We start from the raw sequence: 22,560 nt of genomic DNA on the forward strand, positions 1-22,560 counted from the left end.
CTTGGTTAAAATTTATCGATTTTCCGAGAAAGTCGCGTGGCAGGTTGACAGGGCCCGTGCCGGCTGCCCTGGCAGCGGGCGGCGGCGCTTGCCCCGGTAGCGGCTGTGCCGCTTGCCGCAGCAACCCGCCCCTGCTAAAGCGCGCGACATGAGCACGCCCCTCGACCACATCCGAAATTTCTCCATCGTCGCCCATATCGACCATGGCAAATCCACGCTTGCCGACCGGCTGATCCAGTCCACCGGCGGGCTGGAGCTGCGCGACATGAAGGAGCAGGTGCTGGACTCGATGGACATCGAGCGCGAGCGCGGCATCACCATCAAGGCGCAGACGGTGCGGCTGAAGTACCACGCCAACAATGGCGAGGACTATATCCTCAACCTCATCGACACGCCCGGCCATGTCGACTTCGCCTATGAAGTGTCGCGCTCGCTCGCCGCCTGCGAGGGCTCGCTGCTGGTCGTCGACGCGAGCCAGGGCGTCGAGGCGCAGACGCTGGCCAATGTCTACCAGGCGATCGACAACAACCACGAGATCGTCGTGGTGCTGAACAAGGTCGACTTGCCGGCCGCCGAGCCAGAGCGTATCCGCGAGCAGGTCGAGGAGGTGATCGGCATCGACGCCTCCAACGCCGTGCTGATCTCGGCCAAGACCGGACTTGGCATTCCCGACGTGCTGGAGGCCATCGTCCACCAGTTGCCGCCGCCGCGCGAAGGCGACGCGACCGCGCCCTTGAAGGCGATGCTGGTCGACAGCTGGTACGACGCCTATCTCGGCGTCATCGTTTTGGTGCGCATCATCGACGGCGTGCTGAAGAAGGGCCAGACCATCCGCATGATGGGCACCGGCGCCAAATACCTGGTCGAGCGCACCGGCGTGTTCACGCCCGCCCGCATCAATCTCGACGAGCTCGGCCCCGGCGAGTTCGGCTTCTTCACCGGCTCGATCAAGGAAGTGGCCGACACACGCGTCGGCGACACCATCACCGAGGACCGGCGCCCGACCGCCAAGGCGCTGCCCGGCTTCAAGCCGGCGCAGCCGGTGGTGTTCTGCGGCCTGTTCCCGGTCGACGCCGCCGATTTCGAGGACCTGCGTGCCGCCGTCGGCAAGCTGCGCCTCAACGACGCCTCCTTCTCCTATGAAATGGAAACCAGTGCGGCGCTCGGCTTCGGCTATCGCTGCGGCTTCCTTGGCCTGTTGCATCTGGAAATCATCCAGGAGCGGCTGGAGCGCGAATTCAACCTAGACCTGATCGCCACGGCGCCCTCGGTCGTCTACCGGCTGCTGCTCACCGACGGCTCGATGAAGGAACTGCACAACCCGGCCGACATGCCCGACGTGGTGAAGATCTCGGCGATCGAGGAGCCGTGGATCCGCGCCACCATCCTGACCCCCGACGACTATCTCGGCGGCATATTGAAACTCTGCCAGGACCGGCGCGGCATCCAGGCCGACCTCTCCTATGTCGGCAAGCGCGCCATGCTGACCTACGATTTGCCGCTCAACGAGGTCGTGTTCGACTTCTACGACCGGCTGAAGTCGATCTCCAAGGGCTACGCCTCCTTCGACTACCACCTGACCGACTACAAGGAAGGCGACCTGGTGAAGATGTCGATCCTGGTCAACGAGGAGCCGGTCGACGCGCTGTCGATGCTGGTGCACCGCACGGCGGCGGAAAAGCGCGGAAGGCAGATGTGCGAGAAGCTGAAGGAGCTGATCCCGCACCATCTGTTCAAGATCCCGATCCAGGCCGCCATCGGCGGCAAGGTCATTGCGCGGGAAACCATCTCGGCGCTGCGTAAGGATGTCACCGCCAAGTGCTACGGCGGCGACGTCTCGCGCAAGCGCAAGCTGCTGGACAAGCAGAAAGAGGGCAAGAAGCGGATGCGCCAGTTCGGCAAGGTGGATATCCCGCAGGAAGCGTTTATCCAGGCGCTGAAGATGGGCGATTGAGAAGCCGGTCGGGCGTCCGCGCGCAGCGTGGCGCCGAGACATCGATCCGGTGGATCGATGTCAGGCTTCGAAAGCGGGGGAGTTGCCGGAGGCAGCGGGCCCCCCGCCAGCGCGGCGTTGGAGCTGCGCGGTGGAGACTAAGGCAAACGCTGGCTTCGTTGCGATCACCCCGAAAACTATAGAGCGAGCTGTGGCGTTGTCGCCCTACGGTTTCGTGCTGATGTGTCGATGGCCGCGGTTCTGTACTCTTGCGCCCTGCAAGGCGGGACCCGTAAATGTTGGTGCTCGACAATCAGAAAGATTGCCAGAAAGGGTAGTCTGCAGGTTAGATATCCCAACAGCGTTTATTTCAAAGATAGAGATGGGAGCAGAGGACAACACCATACCTCTAGCCTATAATGGCAAATATCAAGAATTTTTAGGGGGATTCTAATGGGTTTCAGTCTAGCTCGTCTCACCTTGTACGGCATGATATCTTCGCTCGACGAGGATCTGCGCGCGATTATTAAATCGATTCCGAGCGAGGGAACTCGCGCCGATCTCTATGGGGAGGTGCTGTTCTATAAACTTCAGGAACGAGCAACCAAGGAAGGATTGGCGGAGGAAGCCTCGCTTGCCGATTACCTGGATCTGGGCGACACTCTCGCGTTACTATCAAAGTACAAGGGAACGCTCGGAAGTGTCGCTAAAGGGTTCTTCACGAAAAACTACCAGGCATTGATCGATCTGGTGCCGATACGAAATCGAGTTATGCATGCGCGACCTCTTCAATACATCGATCTAAGTAAAACAGAAATCGTTAGCAATTTGGTGCGAGCGCAGGCGCCGAAACTATTCCCCACGACAATTGATTTCTTGCGCGCGGTCGAAGCTGATCCAAATTTCCCATTTGCCCTAGACGTGTCTGACCTCCAGGCACAGCAAGTAAGCATGTCTCACAATCTCCCTATCCCAGACTTCGACGAGACCGGGTTTTTGGGGAGGGAAAACGACACAAACAGACTTGTAGCCGCTTGCAAAGGCCCGTGGCCCATAATTACCGTCGTTGCGGAGGGAGGCTATGGAAAGACAGCCCTAGCCCTACAGGCGGCATATCGGCTCTTGGACGACGAGAGTAAACCTTTCGAATACATTGTCTGGACAAGCTCCAAGACCACGCGTCTTACATTGCATGAGGTCGAGGAAATTGGAAATTCGATTTCGACATCAATAGGTCTTTTCCAATCTGTTTCGCAAACCCTTAGCGGGTCTACCAACGCGACGGCGGATGCCGTGGAGGAAGTTCTTTCTTACCTGAACACGTTTCGTATCCTGCTTATATTGGACAACCTCGAAACCGTACTCGATAGTACGGTGCTAAATTTATTTTCTCGCTTGAACGGCAGAAGTAAAATATTGGTTACATCTCGAGTCGGCACAGGAGAGATGAATTTCAGATTTCCTCTAGACCCTCTGAGTCGGGAGGACTCAATAAGCCTGCTCAGGGCTACTGCGAGAGCGAGGAGGGTCACCGAGATCCTAAAAATCAGTAGCGATGACCTGGCCTCTTATTGTAAAAGAATGAAATTCAATGCAGGGTTTATTAAATGGTTCGTGTCGGCCGTGCAAGCCGGTCGGCGGCCGGAAGAGGTATTGGTAGACCCAAAAATATTCTTAGATTTTTGCCTGTCTAACGTATACGACTATGTTAGTAATCACGCACGGATTTTGGCAAACGTAATGCTGTCAATCCCAGGCCGGCACAGCCAGTCTATTTTGTCGTTTATTTCTAACATTAAGGGAGACGATTTTAGGCAGGCATTGCAACAGTTGTGTTCTGCAAATTTAGCTATAATGAGCGGTGCATCGACGGGCAGCGGGTTTCAGACTGTATATGAGTTGGGCGAACTGCCCCGGCTTTTTATATTGAAAAACCACGCTCCTGCGCAATCAGAGGTTAAGGACTATCAGTCTAGAAAAAGAAAGATCGGCGAGATATATAAAGAACAATTTGCTAAGGTTGGAATTGATAGGTATTTCTTTAAGAATATTCATTTGAGAACTGCCGATGACGCGGTCGTTGCGAAGTATCTGAGAGATGCTCTTGCCGTTGCGCAGCTGTCTTATGAAAAAGCTTTGTCGTTCGTCGCCACCGCAAAAGGTTTGGACCCGGCTTATTACGAGGTATACAGAGTTGAGGCTATAATTCACAGAGCCGGGGGAAATTTCCCCGCCGTCGTGGAGGCCTACGAGACCGCTGTCAGTTGTGAGCCAAGCTCGGCTCCGCTGCGATATTGGTACGCTGGCTTCTTAATGCGCGATGCCGACGACATGGAGGGCGCTTCAGTTCAATTCCGTATCGCACTGAGCATCGATCCGACCTCTCCACAAATCGTACTTGAGTTTGCTCGCTGCCTCATGTTCGATGGGAAGTACACCGAAGCCAATAGAATGCTTCAGCCAGTTTTGCAGGACGCAGAATTACCTTCAAAATCTATCCGGAAAGCGCATCACCTTGGATTACAAATCCGACTTCGGGAGCTTTCGTCTATGGAAAGAAAAGAAGACATAGAAGGAAAGGTGGAAATACTACTATCGATTAGGAAAGGGATCGAGCAGATTCGTGCTGAGCAACTGGATGAACACATTATTGAGACGATACGAAACGCAAAGATTGTAGTGGGTAGAATTTTCGAGGAAGTGGGGGACAAATCTCTCAGTCCGATCATGCAGGAATGTAAGCGATGGTTTTTTGAACTCGACGCCGAGGCCCTTTCGCCGGGCCTGGTGGCAAAGAAGCGCCCTGAGTTCGTCGAGAGCGTTGGGCTGTCAATGGCGGGGACGATTGCGAAATATGATTTCGAAAACCATTACGGCTTTATCGAGTTAGACAATGGAAGCCGGATTTTCTTTCACAAATCGGAATTCCGATCTGGGGCAGAGCGGATAGCTGTCGGAGTGCGTGCCGCATTTGTAGTGGCGTCGGATGGGTCGCGAAAGAAAGCAACTGAGCTAGTCATATTGGCCAGCGATGGAGAGGAGGTTCGTGACTCTTACGTAGACGTGGCGCCTTCTTCCAAGCGAGTGGGGGTCATAAAAACATATCTTCGAGAAAAGGGATTTGGGTTTATATATGATTCTGATGGCAATGAGGTATTTTTTCACAAAAATAACCTCAATGAAGTCGAGCAGGTAGGGCGGATAGCGGAAGGCGAGCGCGTAGAGTACGTTATCGGGAGAAACACACGAGGTATTGTAGCTAACCAGGTGCGTTTATTGGATTAAGGTCGTTTGTTAGTCGTGCGCGGCGGCATCTCCAACAGCGGATGACCCAACACGCAGTAAATCTTGTCCGCTATGAACTACGAAAGCCGGTGCGTCGATCAGTTTATCTACGACGACGAACCAAGTGGTGCGGCGATCTTTGGCTTCTTCACGAGCGGATGACGTCCAAGCAATTTCTCACCTGCGTTCGCGTGGTCTGGTGATGGAAACCGCGCTGCTGACGATGAAGTATCAACGGCTGGGCAATGACGGCGTCGCGGCCGGGTTTCTCACTTTCCTCGCCGGCGAGAGCCTGTTGCTCGCCAGGGTCGTCGCGCCGCAGCCGAACAGCATCAGGTGCAAGGGTCTCGCGCTCGCCGCTGGCGGGCGGGATGGTCGGCCCGCCAAGCGCCGGCCGATGATCGAAAGCCGGTCCGGTCGGCTTTGCCGGGAACTTCCCGCAGCAACAAATGATGCCACGCAAGACCAGTCCGCACCCAACCCTGAGTTGGTTGATCGCGCGGCACCCGAGCGCTAGAAAAGTCGGGCGGCGGACCTTAATCAGTTCGCCAGTGGCCGGCGCGGGCTCAGGCAACTGCCCTCACCGGCATTCGCGCCGGCCATTCCCCGCACCCTTCAGTTGCCGGATCGGCCCGGGAGGGCGGATCGCCCGAGGCGACCCATCGCCGCTTGCCGCCTCGCGCTGCCCCTGAACACCGGCTTTAAGAACGCCCCGCCCTGGAGTATCCTCCGCTCCGGCTTGGGGGGATTTCCGATGCGTTCCAATCCTCTGGACATCGTCGCCGCGACCGGACTGGCGATCGGCGGCGCCTTCGGGCTTGCCGGCACCTTCGTGGGCAGCGACGCGCCGCGCGAAACGCTGTGGACGATCGACGGCGTGGCGCTGGTGGTGGCGACCGCGCTGCTGACGATGAAGTACCAGCGGCTGGGCAATGATTGCGTCGCCGCCGGCTTCCTGACCTTCCTCGCCGGCGAGAGCCTGCTGCTCGCCGGCAATGCGGCGGGGCTTGAGGCCAGCGTGCCCTCCTATGTCGGCGGCATCTCGCTTTGGGCGGCAGCACTCATCATGGTCAGCGCCCCAAAAACCTTCGCTTTGTGGATGCGGCTCACCGCGCTCGTCGCCGCCCTGCTGTTTGTCGTCTCGGCTTGCATGATCCTGTGGGGCGCGCCCTTGCTGCCGACCTCGTCGCCGCTGCCCGCCGCCGGCTATCCGTTCCTGGTGCTGACCTTCATCGGCTGGATCTGGACGCTGTTGAGGCCTGGGCGGTGAGCGGGTCGAAATTTGCAACAGGAAGACCAGCGTTGGCGCTGCCCCTCACCTGCCTGCCGGCCTCCTCTCCCCGTATAGTGACGGGGAGAGGGGCGCTGTCTTCTATGGGTTCGCCAGTTGTCGACGTCGCAAGGTAGGCATGGGCGTTGCGGCCAGCCCTTTCTCCCCGTCACTATACGGGGAGAAATGCCCGGCAGGGCAATGAGGGGCGGCGCTGACCTACGATAGGTCGGCGTCGCCGAGCTTGTATTCTCAATCCTCGCCCGGCTTTGGACGGAGAAGCCTCAGCTCTCGATCCACACCTTCTCGAAATGCTGCTCGAGCGCCTGATGCTGTTCGCAGCCTTCGATCCCCTTGCGGTAGGTGCGGAAGACCGAGCGCCAGTAGGGCTGGATGATGATGCCGCTATCGCGCAAATTCTGCTCGATCCTGGCCATGATCTCCTTGCGCGCCTTGGCGTCGGGCATGGCCAGCGCCTTGTCGAGCAGCTCGTCGAACTCCTTGTTGGCATAGGCGCTCTCATTCCGTGCAGCACCCGACTTGTAGGCGAGCGCCAGCACCTGGACGCCGAGCGGGCGGCCGAGCCATTCAGTGCAGGAGAAGGGGTATTTGCTCCAGTCGTTCCAGAAGGTGGCGGCCGGCAGCACGGTGCGCTTGATCTTCAGGCCGGCCTCGCGCATCTGCGCGGCGATGGCGTCGCCGGTGCTCTTCTGCCATTCGACATCGACGGAGATGAGGTCGAATTCGTGGTCGGCCTTGCCGGCCTCGCCGATCAGTTTCTTCGCCGCATCCACGTCGCGCCTGGCCGGGCCGATATCGGCATATTCGGGATGCATGGGGCCGACATGGTGGTTGTCGGCGGGCTTGCCGCGGCCGTCGAGGCCGAGCTTCAGCACGGCTGAGTTGTCGACGGCGAGCTGGGCGGCGCGGCGCACCTTGACGTCGTCATAGGGCGCGTTGCCGACATTGAAGCGGGCGACGATGGTGGAGCCGGTGGCGATCTCGGAATTGACCAGCCCCATCTTGCCGGTCTGCGAGACGGCATCGGAGGCGGTCTCGTGGTCGGTGTCGATCTCGCCGGATTCGAAGGCCGACAGCATGGCGTTGGGGTCGGAGCCGTAATCGACCCATTTGATGCCGTCGAGCCAGAATTCGCCCTTCCACCACGGTCTGTCCTTGCGCCTCACCTCGGCGCCGGTCTCGGCGTCCCAGCTGACCAGCTCGCACGGGCCGGTGGTGATGGAAAGCGCCTTCCTGGGATCAGCCTCGCCGTCATAGGAGCGGTGCATGATCAGCGCCGGATAGTCGGCCATGCCGGCGATCAGCGAAATGTCGGGTTTCGGCAGATTGAGCCTGATGGTGAAGTCGTCGACCTTTTGGATGCCGCCATCGACCACCTTCTTGGTGTCGGCGTTGACCAGCGCGCCCATGCGCGCGGCGACCGAATTGCCGGCGACGCCGGCCTCGCACCAGCGGGTCAGGTTGTGGATGACATCGTCGGCGTTGAAGGCATCGCCATTCGACCAGGAGATGCCCTTGCGCACATGCAGCGTCAGGGTCTTGGCGTCGTCGCTGGCCTCCCAGCTTTCGAGCAGCCAGGGCTCGAAGGAAAAGTCGGTGTTCCAGCGCACCAGATATTCGTTGCAGTGGCGGGCGACGTTGGACATTTCGACGCCGTCGAAGGTGCGCGGGTCCTTGAAACCCTTGACGTTCATGGCGACGCGCAAGATGCCGCCGCGCTTGGGCTCGGCCGCGCGGGCAGGGGTGGCGCCGAGGCCGCCCAGCGCCAGCGCGCCGGCGGCGCTGACGCCGAGACCGGCCATCAGAGCGAGATATTCGCGGCGGCTGATGCCGCCCTTCCTGAAATCCTCGGCGACGGGCCTGGCTTTCGGGTGCAGTTTCCGGTCGGTCAGCATGAACTTCATCGTCGTTCCCTCTTGTTGGTGCATGCCGCCCAAAAGTGCGCAGCGGTTTTGGGACAACGGCATGCACGAAAAAAGTCTCGTCCCGGCCGGATGCAAGGGCGGACGCGACCGCCGGGGCGCCATTGCCTGAGGCGATGATAGGGCGGGGTGACGGTGCGGAGTGTTCGGTTTTCCGCAGTTCTTGTGCGGTGCTCCGCAGGGGGTGTCCAGCTTGGGTTCCTCTCCCCCGCTTCGCGGGGGCGAGGAACCCAAGTCTTGAAAGGTCAATACGGCCACTGACCCTTGCCCAGCGCCGCGACCGCCGCCACGATCCGCGCGAAAGCCTCCGCCGCGGCCGGCACCGTGGCGCGGGCGCGCAGGAAGCTGTGCACGAGGCGGGGTTGCTCGTGCCACCACGCCTTGCCGCCGGCAGCAACAATGCGGTCGCGATAGGTCTCGCCATCCGACGACAGCGGGTCGCACTCGGCCGTGACGATCACCGTTGGCGGCAGGCCGGAGAAATCGGTGTCGCGCAACGGCGAAAAGGTCGGATCGTCCGGCGACTGCCGCCTGGTCGAGCGGATATCGCGGTAGAAGGCGATGTCGCCGACGGACAGCAGCGGCGCTTCGGCGTGCTCGAGGTAGGAGCCGGCGGTCTCGTCGCCGCCGAGTTCGGGATAGATCAGCACCTGGCCGATGGCGGCGCGGGGATGACGGCGCGTCGCTTGCGCCACCGCCGCGGCAAGATTGCCGCCGGCGCTTTCGCCGCACAGCACCAGCGGCAGGCCGGTGGTCGCCGCCGCCCACTCGAAGGCGGCCAGCGCATCGTCGAAGGCGGCGGGATGGAGATGTTCCGGCGCCAGCCGGTAGTCGACCGACAGCACGTCGAAACCGGTGCCGGCGCAGAGCTCGGCGCAGATGTCGTCATGGCTGTCGAGCCCGCCGAGGATGAAGCCGCCACCATGGTAATAGACCACCAGCGCCGGCGCCACCTTGCCGGCGCGCTGGTAGCGGCGGACCGGGATGCCGCGATCCGAGACGGCGATCAGCCCGTCGCTGGCCGTGACCCCCGGCGGGCGGCCCTGGTGGAAGGCGCGGCACATGCTGTCATAGACTTCGCGCTGCCTGTCGATCGGCAGTCCGGTGATTTCGGGTGGATACCAGGCGTCGACCGCGTCGATATAGGCCCACAGAGCGGGGTCGAGCCGGGTTACGTATTTGCCGCGAGTCCTGCGTTCGGCCGTCATAGATCAGCGTAAAGCGCGACCGCGTTGTCGAAGGTGAAGCGCAGCGGCACCGAGCCTTCGACCTGCCAGGCGGTGACGGTCTCGCCGGCCAGCAGCCGGCAGGCGCCGTCGGTGTCGGTGACGGCGCCGCCATAGAGCCGGTTGGCGAGGTTGAGGATGCCGGTCTGGTGCATGGCCGCGCTGCCGCTGCCGCAGGCATCCTTGACCAGCAGCACGCGAAAACCCCTGGCCACCGCATCCTTGACCGACGCGTCGATGCAGGCCTCGGTCCACACGCCTGATATAACCAGCCATTCGATGCCGCGCGCCTTGAGCCCGTCGGCCGCCGGACCGGTGCGGAAGGCGCTGGCCTCGGCCTTGATCAGCAGCGCCTCGCCATCGAGGGGCGCCACCTCATGGCAGATTTCGGTCAACGGATCGCTCTTGTCGGAGAAGGCCGACTTGCCGTCGGCATCGAGCGGATGAAAGGGCCGGTCCTGTTTGTCGAGATCGACGATGTAGGCCCAGTGGTAGAGCGGCACATGGTTTTGCCGCGCCGCTTCTTGCAGGCGCTGGACATTGGCGAGGATGCCGGGAAAGCCCTCGACCAGATAGCGCTTGTCCCGCCGGTGCTCTTCCTGCAGGTCGATGAAGATAGCGGCCACCGTGCCGCGCTTGATGGAGATGGGGGTTTTCATGCGGATGCGCCTGGGTCCGCGGTCAGCGCCGTTCCGGTCAGCGAGCTGGCGCGGGTCCTGGAGATTGGCTGAAAAGCGCCCACGACTTCGTCATTCCAGGGCGCAGCAGCCGCGAAGCGGCGTCGCGGAGACCCTGGAATCCATGCCGTGACCTTTGTCGAAGAGTGCTGCGGAGCAGAATTCTGCGTCGTGGCGGCGTGTTGAAGTCGCGGCATGGATCCTAGGGTCTGCGCCGCGTCGCTACGCTCCTTGCTTCGCCCTAAGATGACGAAGCGATGGGAGGCTGCGACAGTGGCCAGGGAGCGCGGAACAAGCGTCAAATCTGTTTCTCCAGAAACTCATCCTCGTAAGGAAAGCGCGACAAGAGTTCGGTGCCGGTGTCGGTGATCAGGATCTCGTCCTCCAGCTTGACGCCTTCGCGGCCGCCCTTCTCGCCGATATAGCTTTCGACGCTCACCACCATGCCTGGCACGATATGACCGTCGCGGCCATAGGTCTCGTAGTCCATGGCGTGCGCGATGAACGGCGTCTCGCCATGCATGCCGACGCCGTGCATGACCGAGGTGTAGCGCTGGTCGACGAAGCGGTCCGGGATCTTCCACGCCTTTTCGGCGATTTCGCGGAAGGCCATGCCGGGTTTGACGATCGAGATGTTGTGCTGAACCTGGTCGTGCGCCATGCGGTAGAGCGATTTCTGATAGTCGGTCGGCTTGCCCGGGCCGCAGCGGAAGGTGCGCGAGAAATCCGAATAATAGCCGTAGCAGCCGATGGTGTCGGTATCGAGCGCCAGCAGTTCGCCGGGCCGGATCTTGCGGCCGCTGGCTTCGTTGAACCACGGATTGGTGCGCTGGCCGGAGGTCAGCAGCCGCGTCTCGATGAACTCGCCGCCCTGGCGGATGACCTCGCCATACATAATGGCGAACAGGTCGTTTTCGGAGACGCCGGGCTTGATTGCCTCGCGCACCGCATAGACGGCGGCCTCGGCGCCGGCCATCGACACCTGCAGGCATTTGACCTCCTCCGGCGTCTTCACCGCGCGCACCGCCAGGATCTCGCCCTGGCAATCCTTGACCTCGCAGCCGCGCTTTTCCAAGGAGAGCGCCTGCAGGTGGCTGCAGCGGTCGAGCCCGAGCTTCATCGAGCCGCCGCCATGCTGCTTCAAGAGTTCGGCGATCTCGTCGGCGAAGGGGCCGGCGGTCTCGTCGTCGCGCCCGGAGACCGACGACCACACGAGCTTGGACGGGCGCGCCTCGTCGATCGTGTCGAGCACCATCGAGACATGGTAGCTCTGCGGGTATTCGAACAGCACGATCGGGCCGACGGTCGGGATGAAGAAATAGCGGGTCGAGTTGCGCAGGAAATAGCCGAACATGTTGCGCGAGCCGGTGGCGTAGCGCTGGTTGTAAGGGTCGAACAGCACCACGCCGCCATAGCCGGCCTCGCGCATCCAGCCGCGCAGCTTGGCCAGCCGGCCCTTGCGCAAGGCATCCGCGTCGATGAAGGACGGCTCGGTGTCCGACAGCCACATGCCGCCGGCCGGATCGGCCGCCGCCGGGTGGCGCATGCGGTCCTTGAAGTCGACATCTTCGGTGCTGTCGGGGTCGAATACGACGATGCTCATGGGTGCCTGGCCTTGGGTCGGGTTGCGAGATCAGACCATGGCGCAGGCGGCGACGAGGCATTGTGCGGAAAACCGCGTGTGTTGTGCGGAATGCCGCCGAGTCGATCAAGACGAGCCACGCCCTGCAAGGGATTAGTCGTCCAATCTCTGTTTAGCCAATTCGACCTGATAGGCGCTTCGCGGATGTCGTCTGCGCCGCCACGCGTTGAGAAATATGAAAAGCGCGAGGTACCCGGTTCCTGCAAGCAGGCCCCAACAAAAGCCAAGCATGGTGGCGGGGAGAAGGAGTATCCAAAATCCAAGAAAAACTACGACATAGTATAAGATCGACGCCCAGACATATTTCTCCATCTGAGAGCTACTCATGCCTTGAACCCGTCAGCCGCCTCTACCCAACATCACATAGGGATGTTGAAATAATCGTGCCAGCGTTGTCCGGAATGTCGCTGGGGAAATAAGAGAGGGGCGCTGCCCCGCCAGCATCTGAAAGCTAATGCCTTCGCGCCAGTTTCGGCGGATGGCCATGCTCCTCGCGAAAAGCCCGGGCAAAGCTCGACATCGAGGCAAAGCCGCAGGCCAGCGCCACGTCGCGTACGGCGAGCGTGGAATGCGCCAGCAGATCGGCGGCGCGTTTCAGCCGCAGCCGCCGGTAGTAGCCATTGGGCGAGATGGCGAGTTCGGAGCGAAAGGAGCGTTCGAGCTTGTCGGACGACACGCCGAGCCGCGCCGTCAGCTCGGCCATGCCGAGCCGCTCCTCGACCGCATCCTCCATGATGGCGATGGCCGACAGCACCAGCTCGTTCTGGACGCCGGTGCGCAGGCGCAGCGGCATCAGCTTGCGGTCGACGCTCGATCGTAGCGGGCTGTGCACGAACCATTCGGCGACGCCGGCAGCAAGCTCGGCGCCGTAGTCGTTGGTGATGATCTCCAGCATCATGTCGAGGCTGCCGACGCCGCCGGCCGAGGTGAAGCGCTTGCGGTCGATGACGTAGAGGTCGCGGCGCAGCTCGATGTTGGGAAAGGCCTCGGTGAAGGCGGCCTGGCTGGTCCAGTGCAAGGTGCAGGCATGGCCGTCGAGCAGGCCGGCGCGGGCGAGGAAAAAGGCGGCATCGGCCACCGCGCCGATATGGGCGCCATTGCGCAGGCTGCGGCGGATCCAGCTCGCCGCATCCTCGGCGACGAGATGATCGGCATCGCCGCCCGAGCAGACGACGATGCGGTCGACCTTCGGCGCGTCCTCGGCATAGAAGCCCGGCTGGATGACGACGCCGTTCGAAGCCTCGACCGGGCCCTGGGTCGCGCCGACGATGATCCAGCGGTAGCACTGCCGCTTGGCCAGGACATTGGCGGCGCGCAGCGGCTCGATGACGGAGCTGAACGCCATCATCGGAAAGCCGGGGAACACCAGCACCGCGAAGGTGAGGGGCTCGGTGGGCTTTGGGGGTTCGCGCGTGGCCATGGCGTCCGGAGCCGGGAGGATCGGGGCGCTACAATTCGGGCAGACGGGGCTTCGGGTCAACCGGGCTGGTGGTGATCCCTATCACCAGATGTCGGCGCTGCCCCTCACCTGCCTGCCGGCATCCTCTCCCCGTATAGGGACGGGGAGAGGGGTGCTGTTGTCGACGCTTTCGCCAATCGCAAGCGTTGCAAGAGAGGCGCCAGCATTGCTGCTTCTCCCTTCTCCCCGTCACTATACGGGGAGAAGGTGCCGGCAGGCGGATGAGGGGCGGCGCCGATATCGACAGTTGATCTCCTGGAAGCAGCAGGATGCTTTCTATCCCCCCAGCGCCTGCTCCAGGTCCGCGATCAGATCATCGCCATCCTCGATGCCGGCCGACAGCCGCACCAGCGAATCGGAGATGCCGATCTCGGCGCGCTTCTCGGCCGGAATGGAGCCATGCGTCATCAGCGCCGGATGCTCGATCAGGCTCTCCACCCCGCCGAGGCTTTCGGCCAGCGTGAACAGCTGCGTGCGTTCGAGGAAGCGTTTTGTGCCGGCGAGGTCGCGGTCGAGCACGGCGGTGATCATGCCGCCGAAGGCATGCATCTGCTGCACGGCGATGGCATGCTGCGGGTGGCTGGCAAGGCCGGGATAGAAGACGCGGCGCACATCCTTGCGGCCTTCCAGCCATTGCGCGATCTTCAGCCCGTTGACCGAATGGCGCTCCATCCTGAGCGCCAATGTCTTGAGGCCGCGCAGGGCGAGGAAACTGTCGAACGGACCCGAGATAGCGCCGATGGCGTTCTGCAGGAATTTCAGCTGGGCGGCCAGATCCTTGTTGTCGCCGACTATCGCCACGCCGCCGACCATGTCGGAATGACCGTTGAGATACTTGGTCGTCGAATGGACGACGATGTCGATGCCAAGCTCCAGCGGCCGCTGCAGGTAAGGACTGCAAAAAGTGTTGTCGGCGACCGTGAGCACGCCCTTGCGCCCGGCCAGTGCCGCGACGCCTTCGAGGTCGACGATGCGCAGCAACGGGTTGGTCGGCGTTTCGACCCAGAGCAGTTTCGTCTCCGGGCGGATCGCCGCCTCCACCGCCGCAAGGTCGGTGAAGTCGACGAACGAGACCTGCAGGTTGGCCGAGCGCTTGCGCACCCGCTCCATCAGCCGGAAGGAGCCGCCATAGATGTCGTCGGTGGCGACGATATGGGCGCCGGAATCGAGCAGCTCGAGCACGGTGGCGATCGACGCCGGGCCCGACGCAAAGGCGAAGGCGGCCGAGCCGCTTTCGAGGTCGGCCACGGCGCGTTCGAAGGCAAAACGGGTCGGGTTCTGGCTGCGGGCATATTCGAAACCCTTGTGCACGCCGGGCGACTGCTGGCCATAGGTCGATGTGGCATAGATCGGCACCATCACCGCGCCGGTCAGCGGGTCGTGGCTCTGGCCGCCATGAATGGTGCGCGTCGAGAAGGCCAGGCGGTTCTTGCCTGTTGATGGGCCGGATGGCGGTGTGCTGCTGGTCATCGTGCGCGCCTCAAATGGTTGATCAGGTCGATGCGGGTTATCAGGCCGACGAACTCGTCGCCGTCGAAGATGATGGCGACCTCGTTGCGGTCGAACACTGGCAGCAGCGCGTCCAGCGTCTGGCTGGCCTGCAGCGTGTGCAAATTGGAGGTCATCGCGGTGCGCACCGGGCCGTTGAAACGCTCCCAGCGGCCGTCATAGGGACCGTCGACCTTGGCCAGGATATCGCTTTCGTCGACGATGCCGACTAGCTTGCCATTGTCGAGCACCGGCAGTTGCGAAACATCGGAGCGGCGCATGCGGCCATAGGCATTGAGCAGGCTTTCGTCGGGGCCGACATAGACGGTGTCGCCGGTGCGGTGCGTGCGCATGACCAGGTCGCGCAGGTCGCCATGCTCTTCGTGTTCGGCCAGGCCTTGCTCGGCCAGCCAGAAATCGTCGAACACCTTCGACAGATATTTGTTGCCGCTGTCGCAGACGAAGGTGACGACGCGCTTTGGCACGGTCTGTTCGCGGCAATAGCGCAAGGCGGCCGACAGCAGCGTGCCCGATGACGAACCGGCGAGGATGCCTTCCTTCGACAGGAGGTCGCGGACCGCCAGCATGCTCTGCTTGTCTGATATGGAATAGGCCTTCTTGACCAGCGACAGGTCGGCATTGGGCGGCACGAAATCCTCGCCGATGCCTTCCACGGTCCAGCTGCCGGCCTCTTCCATCTTGCCGGTCTTGATCAGCGGCGCCAACACCGAGCCGACCGGATCGGCCAGCACCATCTCGGTCTTCGGCGACACTTTCGCGAAGTAGCGGCCAAGCCCGGTCAGCGTGCCGCCGGAGCCGACGCCGACGACCACCGCGTCGACATCGCCGTCGAGCTGGGCGAAGATTTCCGGGCCGGTGGTGGTCTCATGCGCCAGCGGGTTGGCCGGATTGGCGAACTGGTTGGCATAGAAGGCGCCGGGTACCTCGGCAGCGATCTTCTCGGCCATGTCCTGGTAATATTCGGCATGGCCCTTGCCGACGTCGGAGCGCGTCATGCGCACCTCGGCGCCGAGCGCGCGCAGGTGCTGGATCTTCTCGCGCGACATCTTGTCGGGCACGACCAGCACGATGCGATAGCCCTTGGGGATGCCGACCTGGGCGAGGCCGAGGCCGGTGTTGCCGGCGGTCGCCTCGACGATGGTGCCGCCTGGCCTGAGCTTGCCTTGCTTCTCGGCGGCCGCGATCATCGACAGCGCGATGCGGTCCTTGATCGAGCCGCCGGGGTTCTGGCTCTCGAGCTTGATGAACAGCCGGCACTTGCCGGTGTCGAACTTGGTCAGCTCGACCACCGGCGTCTGGCCGATCAGGTCGAGAACCGACTTATAGGGTGGACGCAGGCGGGACGACGCGCTCTCGGGTGCGGCGATCTTGTGCTCGCTCATATCGATGCTCCATGATCAAGCGACCGCCTCGGGTCGCATGATGCCGAAAAGTGTGAGCGGTTTTCGGACGACATCATGCTCTATCTATTTGATTTAGAGCCGGATTCAGATTTCGGGTCGCTTCGACCTGAAATCATCCGGCTCTGAGCGGCAGCGTATCCTCTTTTCCAGTCCTTTACAGTCGGAAAGAAGATAGATCGTACCAATCAACCAGCCAGATGCGGAATGAAATTCCGGGTTTTGCCGCGCGGAGGGAGCACACGGCGGCAGCGCACAGCTTCGCGATTGGTCGAGGCCTCGCCGCTTTCGTCATCCTGGGGCGGAGCAAGGAGCGTAGCGACGCAGCGCAGACCCCAGGATCCGTGCCGCGACTTTCATGACACGCTAAGGCGGACCAAAATCGCGTATCTCTTCGCGGCGGATAGAAGTGCCGTTCTGAGCCGCTGCATTCTTCGTCGGATGTCGCGGGATGGATCCTCGGTCAAGCCCGAGGATGACGACGCATGGCGGCGAACTCAACCGAGAAGCTGCTTGCTCAGCCGCGCGCACTGCACGCGAATATCCGGAATGGCGTCGATCTCGAAGAAGGTGCCGCGCGTCAGCGGGCCGACCGCCAGGATCTTGGCCGAAGCGGTCCCGTCGCCGGCGATGATTTCGCAATTGGCCGACACATCGAGCCCGATGCGCAGCGGATCCGGCCGGGCCAGGCCGCGGTCGACCAGCGAGCGCACCACGCTGTTCGACGAGGTCGAGATGTCCCTGACGATACCGGAGCAATCATAGATGCGGGCGACGTCGAATGTCTCGAGGCGCTGCGTGTGGCGCGACTGGACCTCCACGGTGAACCCGTCAGCCGCGGTGATGCCGACGACACGCCCGGCAACCAGGCGGATGCGGCCCGACTGCACCGCCTCGGTCACGCGGGCGTAGACTTCGGGCGCCATGCGATGGCGGTGAATATCCCACCAGGCCTTGGTGTGCTCGACGAAGCGGCGCTTGGCGGAGGACGGCCAGTTCTGCCAGATCTTCTGGTTGAACGGCCGCAGGCCGTCGACGACGTCGCGCCAGTCGATGCCGGCCTTCTGGTTTTCCCTGATCAGGTCACGGAACCAGCCGACGAAATAGGAAAGCTGGGTGCCGAGCGGAATGTCGGCGACATCGAGCTTGATCGGATTGCCCTTGCGGTGCGGCGAGGGCAGCAGGCCGCGCCGGGAAACGGCGATAATCTGCCCCCTATAGCCCCGCTGTTCCAGTGCCAGGAACGCGTCGACCATGCTGAGGCCGGTGCCCAGCACCATGACGCGGCTGTCGGGGGGCAGCGCCGTGTCGGCCTCCGAGCCCATGCGGATCGCATGGCCTTGCGCCGGCTGTTCGTCATGGCCGGTGGCGAGTATGGCCAGATGGGCGACGACGCTGGTGCCGTTGGCGAGCGCCACCTCGACGCCGGAGGCGGTCGGCGTGATCGACAGGCTCTCTTCATGGATCAGGCGCAGCCGTCCGGTCGGCTGCTCGCGCGCTTCGAGCTCGTCGAGCAGCTCGCCGAGATAGCGGGCATAGATGCTGCGCGGCGCGTAAAAGGGTGTCTGTGGCGTCTGCTCCCGGTCTACCAGGCTACGCCCCTGCAGCCAGCGCCAGAAATTGCCGGGATCGTCGGCATAGGCGCTCATACCGGCGGCGCTGACATTGAGAACATGCGCCGAGAGCAGCGTCGAATAGGCGATGCCCTGGCCGAAATGCGGGCGTTTTTCGATCAGCGTGACGCGCAGATCGGGATTGGGCGATTTCAGCAGATGCGCGGCCAGCACGACGCCGCTGGCGCCGCCGCCGACAATGATGATGGAGTTCGCGCGCCCGGTCATGCGCAGCAACGCCTTGTGAGAAGCGCCGGCGTCAGGCCTGGAGTTTCGCCAGGACCGCAAGGTCGTCGCTCGCGATATCGCGCATTTCGGCGAGGCTGCGCTGATCGAGTACCTCGGCGATCGCCTGCCGGACCTCGAGCATCAGATGTCGGACTTGGCATGTCGCCTCGTTGCAGTCTTCACAGCGCTGGTACTGGGTGCGGCTGGCGCAGGGAATGGGTGCCAGCGGCCCGTCGAGGACACGCACGACATGGCCGACCTTGATCTCGTCGGCCGGCCGGGCCAGGCGATAGCCGCCATCCTTGCCCTTGCGGCTCTGGACGAAGCCGGCATTGCGCAGCTCGCCCAGGATGGCGTCGAGGAACTTCTTCGGGATGTTGTTGCCCGTCGCGATGTCGTTGACGAAAGCGAGCTGGCCGGCGGGCAATTGCGCGAGGTGTACAAGCGCCTTGAGGCCGTATTTGCCCTTTTTTGTGAGCATGAAATCAAAATTTCTCTGTCATGCGACGGTGTGGAACCATCGGCGCCAAAACACCTGGCGCTCCGGGAATTCGCCGCGACCAGGCCGTCATCACAGATAAATTCTAGTGACATTATCTACAAGCCTAGAAACGTTGATTTTGTTTCGTTTTCAAGCCGCCGTAGCCGTTTTAACCGGCCTTAGTGCCATTAAGAGCACCGAACTACATTTCGACGGCGACAAGGCGATAAATGGTTTCCGCCGGCCTGCCGTTTCGCGCGCCGGCTCCCGCGACGCCGCGGCGCGTGCGTTGAGCGATCATGGTGGTGGGGTGCTCGCTCATCGTCGCCTCCAATTCCCTCATGTCGATAAGAATACTATACTTAACCTCGAACACGCGGGACGGCTTGTCAATTCCGTTGCTGTTTGAAGCATGGATTTGCGTGGCATTGGGCTTGGGTGAGAATTGATTGTTCAAAAAAGCCTGCTGTGCGCTCGGCTGCTCAGCCGCAGACAGGTTTTGAGGCACAGACCGCATTCGGCTCTCGGCCGTCAGGCCGGCTGAACCGAAGCCACTTTGCCGTCGGTATCGACGATGCAACTCGTTGGTTTTCCCGCGACGTTGAGTTCGACCTGGTAGCTCTTGGAATCGAGCTTGCGCGAACTGGTCGGCAACGCCTTGCTGCTATCGACCCCGCTCGCTTTCGCCGCCTCACCGGCGCAAATAAGCTGAAGATCGGCAGGTGCGGTTTCGACCGTGGTCCTCGACATCTGGTCGGGTGTCGGGGCGCTTTGGCATGCCCCTAGAACCATTGCGGTGACAATCGAGGCTGAGCCGTGAATGATCCAGTGCCTCATCCGGAACTGCCTGCGGGTCATCATGGCCATAGTCCTGTCCCCTATGTCGAATTATACGCCCGTCCTCGATCAGACGCCCTTGTAGAGGGCAGCACCCTGCATCAATACGATGACCTTCGCCCCGACCTTGACGCGTGAATGCAGGTCGATGATGTCGCCATTGTTCATGCGGATGCATCCGGAGGACACGTCCAGACCGATCGTCCAGGGTTCAGGCGTGCCATGGATGCGGTAGATCGTGTCGTGGTCGCCTTCGTAGAGATAAAGCGCTCGTGCGCCGAGTGGATTGTCGGGGCCGCCAGGCATGCCGTTGGCCCACGGGCGGGCATTGGGGTCGCGGGCAACCATTTCGGCAGGCGGCGTCCAGGTCGGCCATTCCGCCATGCGGCCAATCTTGACGATGCCTGCCCATCCGAAGCCGTCCTTGCCGACCCCGATGCCGTAGCGGATCGCCTGCTGGCCAGGCTGAACGAGATAGAGGAAATGCTGGTTGCCATCGATGATGATGGTGCCGGGCTGCTCCGCGGTCCGGAACTTGACCACCTGCGGCCGAAAAGGTTCCGGCACCTGCTTGTGAAGCTTGTAATACCGGTAGGCCTTGGTGCGATTGTAATCCGTCCATTGCCGCGTCTTGGGATCGTAGACCTGCGTTCCCGCGGCAAGGGACACGGCGGTGGAAAAAACCAACCCCAGCGCCAGCATAACCGCGAGGCCTGCCGCATGCCCGCCGTCAGTCCCCCTCGCCCGTTTGTCCGCGCCGGACCTTGTCTTCGAGAGCCTGGTCATTGCTTGGCCCACCCTTCGACGCGCGCCTCGTTCCTGGCCACCCATTGCTCGCCGTAGGCATAGGGCGGCTGCCGCTCGACCTGGAGCGCATAGCTCATGTCGATCGCCTCTTCCGGCTTGAAGTCGACGTGCTCCAGGAAGCGAACCACCTCCGGATGTTTCTTACGCAGCGAAGTCGCGTAGGCGATGTGGTAGTGAGCCGTATCCCAGGCAACGGCGGCGTTCGATTTCGAAAGCCACTGTGGGTCCTCCGTCGGCAGCACGATCTTCCATTTGGCGGCATCATATGGCGGTTCGGTCAGGCGGACGATGTCGTGCAATTTGAAAACCACATGGGGCGCGTAGCAAGCGAAGACCATCGGTCGATCCGCCGCCTCCGCCGCATCGACAGCCGCCATGCCCACATCTTCCGGCATCTCGAGCAGCGTCAGGTTCTTGGCATAGCCGTAGCTGTTGGCGCGGATGCGCTCGATTGTGGTCGAAGACCATGTCTCGGCGCCGATCCACATCTCACCCTTGCCGTCCCCGTCCGTGTCGAGCGCTTCGGTCTTCTTCGGATCACTGAGGTCGGAAATGTCCTTGAAGCCGTATTTGTCGGCTGCTGTCCTGTTGGCGCAGATGCCTTGCCAGGCCGGAACGCCGATCGGGCCGATCGCGACCGTACCGGCATCGGTGACATACTTCTTGACGAGGTTGTCGAGGTTGGGCAGCCAGACTTCCGGATGGATGTCGACCTGGCCGGAGTCGAGGCCGGCGAATGCGATTAGAGTGCCCATCTCCACCACATCCGCATCAATCCCGAACTCCTTCTTGAGGCTCACCTTCAGGATGTTGGCCGTGGCCTGGCCCGACGACCAGTTCGGCATCGCAATAACAAGATCGGCAGCCTGGGTGCGAACATCGCCGAGCACAATCGCCAAGGCGACCACCGCCACTTTCAATGCCAATTTCACCAGGTCGACCATCAAGTGATCCTCTTCACGTGCTCCTTCGGAATTCGGCTGAGGACAGCGATGCGTCAATACAATATATAAATATGCGCTCTGCTTAATATATGCGTGCTAGCCAGAATAAATATCCTCTTTTGGCGCAAATAAATCAAGATCGAACAGCCCGACGCAACCCCATCTGGCGGGAGCATAATTCGCTTGGTGCAACACTCGGCGAATCCGAAGATAATACCTTATTAGCCTCCTCTTGCGGACCTGCTTCCAACGGTATCGGATGAAGGATCGCCAAATTGCTGGCTATGGTGACCTGCAAAACCCGCCAAGGATGTCGACGCTAGCTTGGCGGTTCTCCGCGCCAGATCGCACGTTCAAACCGGCATCCGGTCCTGATACGTTTCCTTGGGGATGCCGGCCGTGGCGGGCCTGTATTCGATGTGTCAGTTGCGCGAGCGGTTCGCCCACGCCAGCCCGGCAAGGCCGACCAGCATGGTGACGATGCCGACATAGAGCCATTGCGACTGGCCGGTCATGAAGCTTCCGCCGACAACGCCGATGCCTTGCAGCGACCATAGCGCGCCGAGGGCAAGAACGATCAAGGCCAGCAGATTTTTGGTCAGTCTCACTGTCCGATATCCCTTCCCAAGTCGATCTATTGCGGTGTCATCGCCGCGATGAAAGAGCCAAAGGAAGCGGCTCGATCACGCCGACTTCTACTTGGATATCAGCGCCCGATCTTGTCAAACAAATCTCGGATATCGGCACGAAGATCATGATGAATTGATCATCGCGCCCCGGAATATCACTAACAGACTGTTACCCAGCGACTCCAAACGTGTGCCTTCGCCACGGAACCGCCAGATGATTGCCGCATTTCCCGCCTTATTCGCTACCTAACGGCTGGGGTCTGTCAAAAACGGAGTCATCCCCAAAAAATGAAGAACACAAAACAGACCGCGCTTGTCGCGGTAACGATCGCTGCTGGCCTGATGGTCGGCGCCTCCGCCTCTTCGGCAACCGCCGCCGCCGGCCAGTGCGGCCGCGCTTCGTGGTATGCCCTGCATTCCAGGACCGCATCGGGTGAGCGCATGAATCCTTCGGCTTTGACCGCCGCCCACCGCACCCTGCCTTTCGGCACCAAGCTTCGGGTGACCAACCAGAACAACGGCCGCAGCGTCGTCGTCCGCATCAACGATCGCGGCCCGTTCATCAAGGGGCGCGTGCTGGACCTGTCGAAGGGTGCCGCCGGCCAACTCGGCTTCATCGGCTCGGGCCACACCGCCGTCTGCATGGCGCGCGTCTGATGTCGCGTGTGTCCGGCGCG

Annotated in this window: 19 protein-coding genes; 5 read left to right on the top strand and 14 right to left on the bottom strand. The window is 61.8% G+C overall.

All coding sequences use genetic code 11. The features are described 5' to 3' along the window. Window positions 1-148: 148 nt before the first annotated feature. The 4 genes from lepA to AC56QQ_RS02915 all read left to right on the top strand — a co-directional run bounded on the left by lepA (window position 149) and on the right by AC56QQ_RS02915 (window position 6,488). The gene (gene lepA / locus AC56QQ_RS02900; RefSeq protein WP_497125485.1) at window positions 149-1,954 is read left to right on the top strand and encodes a translation elongation factor 4; all 1,806 of its coding nucleotides are present in this window, start codon (window positions 149-151) and stop codon (window positions 1,952-1,954) included. 432 nt (window positions 1,955-2,386) lie between these two features. Next, window positions 2,387-5,218 (top strand): cold shock domain-containing protein, encoded by a 2,832-nt coding sequence (locus tag AC56QQ_RS02905; protein WP_497125486.1) that lies wholly within the window; start codon window positions 2,387-2,389, stop codon window positions 5,216-5,218. Between the two features lie 202 nt (window positions 5,219-5,420). Then, window positions 5,421-5,735: a hypothetical protein gene (locus AC56QQ_RS02910; protein WP_497125487.1), complete on the top strand. Its 315-nt coding sequence runs from the start codon at window positions 5,421-5,423 to the stop codon at window positions 5,733-5,735. Between the two features lie 237 nt (window positions 5,736-5,972). Continuing rightward, complete coding sequence (locus AC56QQ_RS02915; RefSeq protein WP_497125488.1) at window positions 5,973-6,488, top strand: hypothetical protein; 516 nt, start codon at window positions 5,973-5,975, stop codon at window positions 6,486-6,488. Between the two features lie 284 nt (window positions 6,489-6,772). Here the strand turns inward: AC56QQ_RS02915 and AC56QQ_RS02920 are convergent, their stop codons facing one another. From AC56QQ_RS02920 to AC56QQ_RS02985, 14 genes are all read right to left on the bottom strand, one after another. Beyond that, window positions 6,773-8,413: an ABC transporter substrate-binding protein gene (locus AC56QQ_RS02920; protein WP_497125489.1), complete on the bottom strand. Its 1,641-nt coding sequence runs from the start codon at window positions 8,411-8,413 to the stop codon at window positions 6,773-6,775. Window positions 8,414-8,676: 263 nt separating this feature from the next. Beyond that, a complete protein-coding gene (locus tag AC56QQ_RS02925; RefSeq protein WP_497125490.1) occupies window positions 8,677-9,639 on the bottom strand; it encodes an alpha/beta hydrolase in 963 nt (320 codons plus the stop codon). After that, complete coding sequence (locus tag AC56QQ_RS02930; RefSeq protein ID WP_497125491.1) at window positions 9,636-10,316, bottom strand: isochorismatase family protein; 681 nt, start codon at window positions 10,314-10,316, stop codon at window positions 9,636-9,638. Before AC56QQ_RS02930 ends, AC56QQ_RS02925 begins: the two co-directional genes overlap by 4 nt. A gap of 316 nt (window positions 10,317-10,632) precedes the next feature. Next, window positions 10,633-11,937: a M24 family metallopeptidase gene (locus AC56QQ_RS02935; RefSeq protein WP_497125492.1), complete on the bottom strand. Its 1,305-nt coding sequence runs from the start codon at window positions 11,935-11,937 to the stop codon at window positions 10,633-10,635. Between the two features lie 490 nt (window positions 11,938-12,427). Continuing rightward, window positions 12,428-13,396 carry a GlxA family transcriptional regulator gene (locus AC56QQ_RS02940; protein ID WP_091575870.1) on the bottom strand — a complete coding sequence of 323 codons (969 nt, stop codon included), beginning with the start codon at window positions 13,394-13,396 and terminating at the stop codon, window positions 12,428-12,430. Window positions 13,397-13,711: 315 nt separating this feature from the next. Then, the gene (locus tag AC56QQ_RS02945; RefSeq protein WP_497125493.1) at window positions 13,712-14,905 is read right to left on the bottom strand and encodes a trans-sulfuration enzyme family protein; all 1,194 of its coding nucleotides are present in this window, start codon (window positions 14,903-14,905) and stop codon (window positions 13,712-13,714) included. Beyond that, entirely contained in the window at window positions 14,902-16,326 is a 1,425-nt protein-coding gene (locus tag AC56QQ_RS02950) for a pyridoxal-phosphate dependent enzyme (RefSeq protein WP_497125494.1), read from the bottom strand. The genes AC56QQ_RS02945 and AC56QQ_RS02950 overlap by 4 nt, the downstream gene beginning before the upstream one ends. Before the next feature lie 515 nt (window positions 16,327-16,841). After that, complete coding sequence (locus AC56QQ_RS02955; protein WP_497125495.1) at window positions 16,842-18,185, bottom strand: FAD/NAD(P)-binding protein; 1,344 nt, start codon at window positions 18,183-18,185, stop codon at window positions 16,842-16,844. A 31-nt stretch (window positions 18,186-18,216) separates the two neighbouring features. Further along, complete coding sequence (locus AC56QQ_RS02960) at window positions 18,217-18,666, bottom strand: RrF2 family transcriptional regulator (protein ID WP_497125496.1); 450 nt, start codon at window positions 18,664-18,666, stop codon at window positions 18,217-18,219. Window positions 18,667-18,868: 202 nt separating this feature from the next. Further along, on the bottom strand, window positions 18,869-19,183 hold the full coding sequence (locus AC56QQ_RS02965) for a hypothetical protein (RefSeq protein ID WP_497125497.1): 315 nt from the start codon (window positions 19,181-19,183) through the stop codon (window positions 18,869-18,871). A gap of 14 nt (window positions 19,184-19,197) precedes the next feature. Beyond that, the gene (locus tag AC56QQ_RS02970) at window positions 19,198-19,533 is read right to left on the bottom strand and encodes a hypothetical protein (protein WP_497125498.1); all 336 of its coding nucleotides are present in this window, start codon (window positions 19,531-19,533) and stop codon (window positions 19,198-19,200) included. Window positions 19,534-19,572: 39 nt separating this feature from the next. Continuing rightward, window positions 19,573-20,205, bottom strand: coding sequence for a L,D-transpeptidase (locus AC56QQ_RS02975; RefSeq protein ID WP_497128871.1), 633 nt, complete (start codon window positions 20,203-20,205; stop codon window positions 19,573-19,575). 80 nt (window positions 20,206-20,285) lie between these two features. Continuing rightward, the gene (locus AC56QQ_RS02980; protein ID WP_497125499.1) at window positions 20,286-21,254 is read right to left on the bottom strand and encodes an ABC transporter substrate-binding protein; all 969 of its coding nucleotides are present in this window, start codon (window positions 21,252-21,254) and stop codon (window positions 20,286-20,288) included. Window positions 21,255-21,676: 422 nt separating this feature from the next. Next, window positions 21,677-21,862 (bottom strand): hypothetical protein, encoded by a 186-nt coding sequence (locus tag AC56QQ_RS02985; RefSeq protein WP_489858604.1) that lies wholly within the window; start codon window positions 21,860-21,862, stop codon window positions 21,677-21,679. Window positions 21,863-22,171: 309 nt separating this feature from the next. Here AC56QQ_RS02985 and AC56QQ_RS02990 point away from each other — a divergent pair, with 309 nt between their 5' ends. Continuing rightward, window positions 22,172-22,540 carry a septal ring lytic transglycosylase RlpA family protein gene (locus AC56QQ_RS02990; protein ID WP_497125500.1) on the top strand — a complete coding sequence of 123 codons (369 nt, stop codon included), beginning with the start codon at window positions 22,172-22,174 and terminating at the stop codon, window positions 22,538-22,540. Window positions 22,541-22,560 lie beyond the last annotated feature (20 nt).

The sequence above is a fragment of the Mesorhizobium sp. RCAM 05099 genome, from assembly GCF_059683685.1.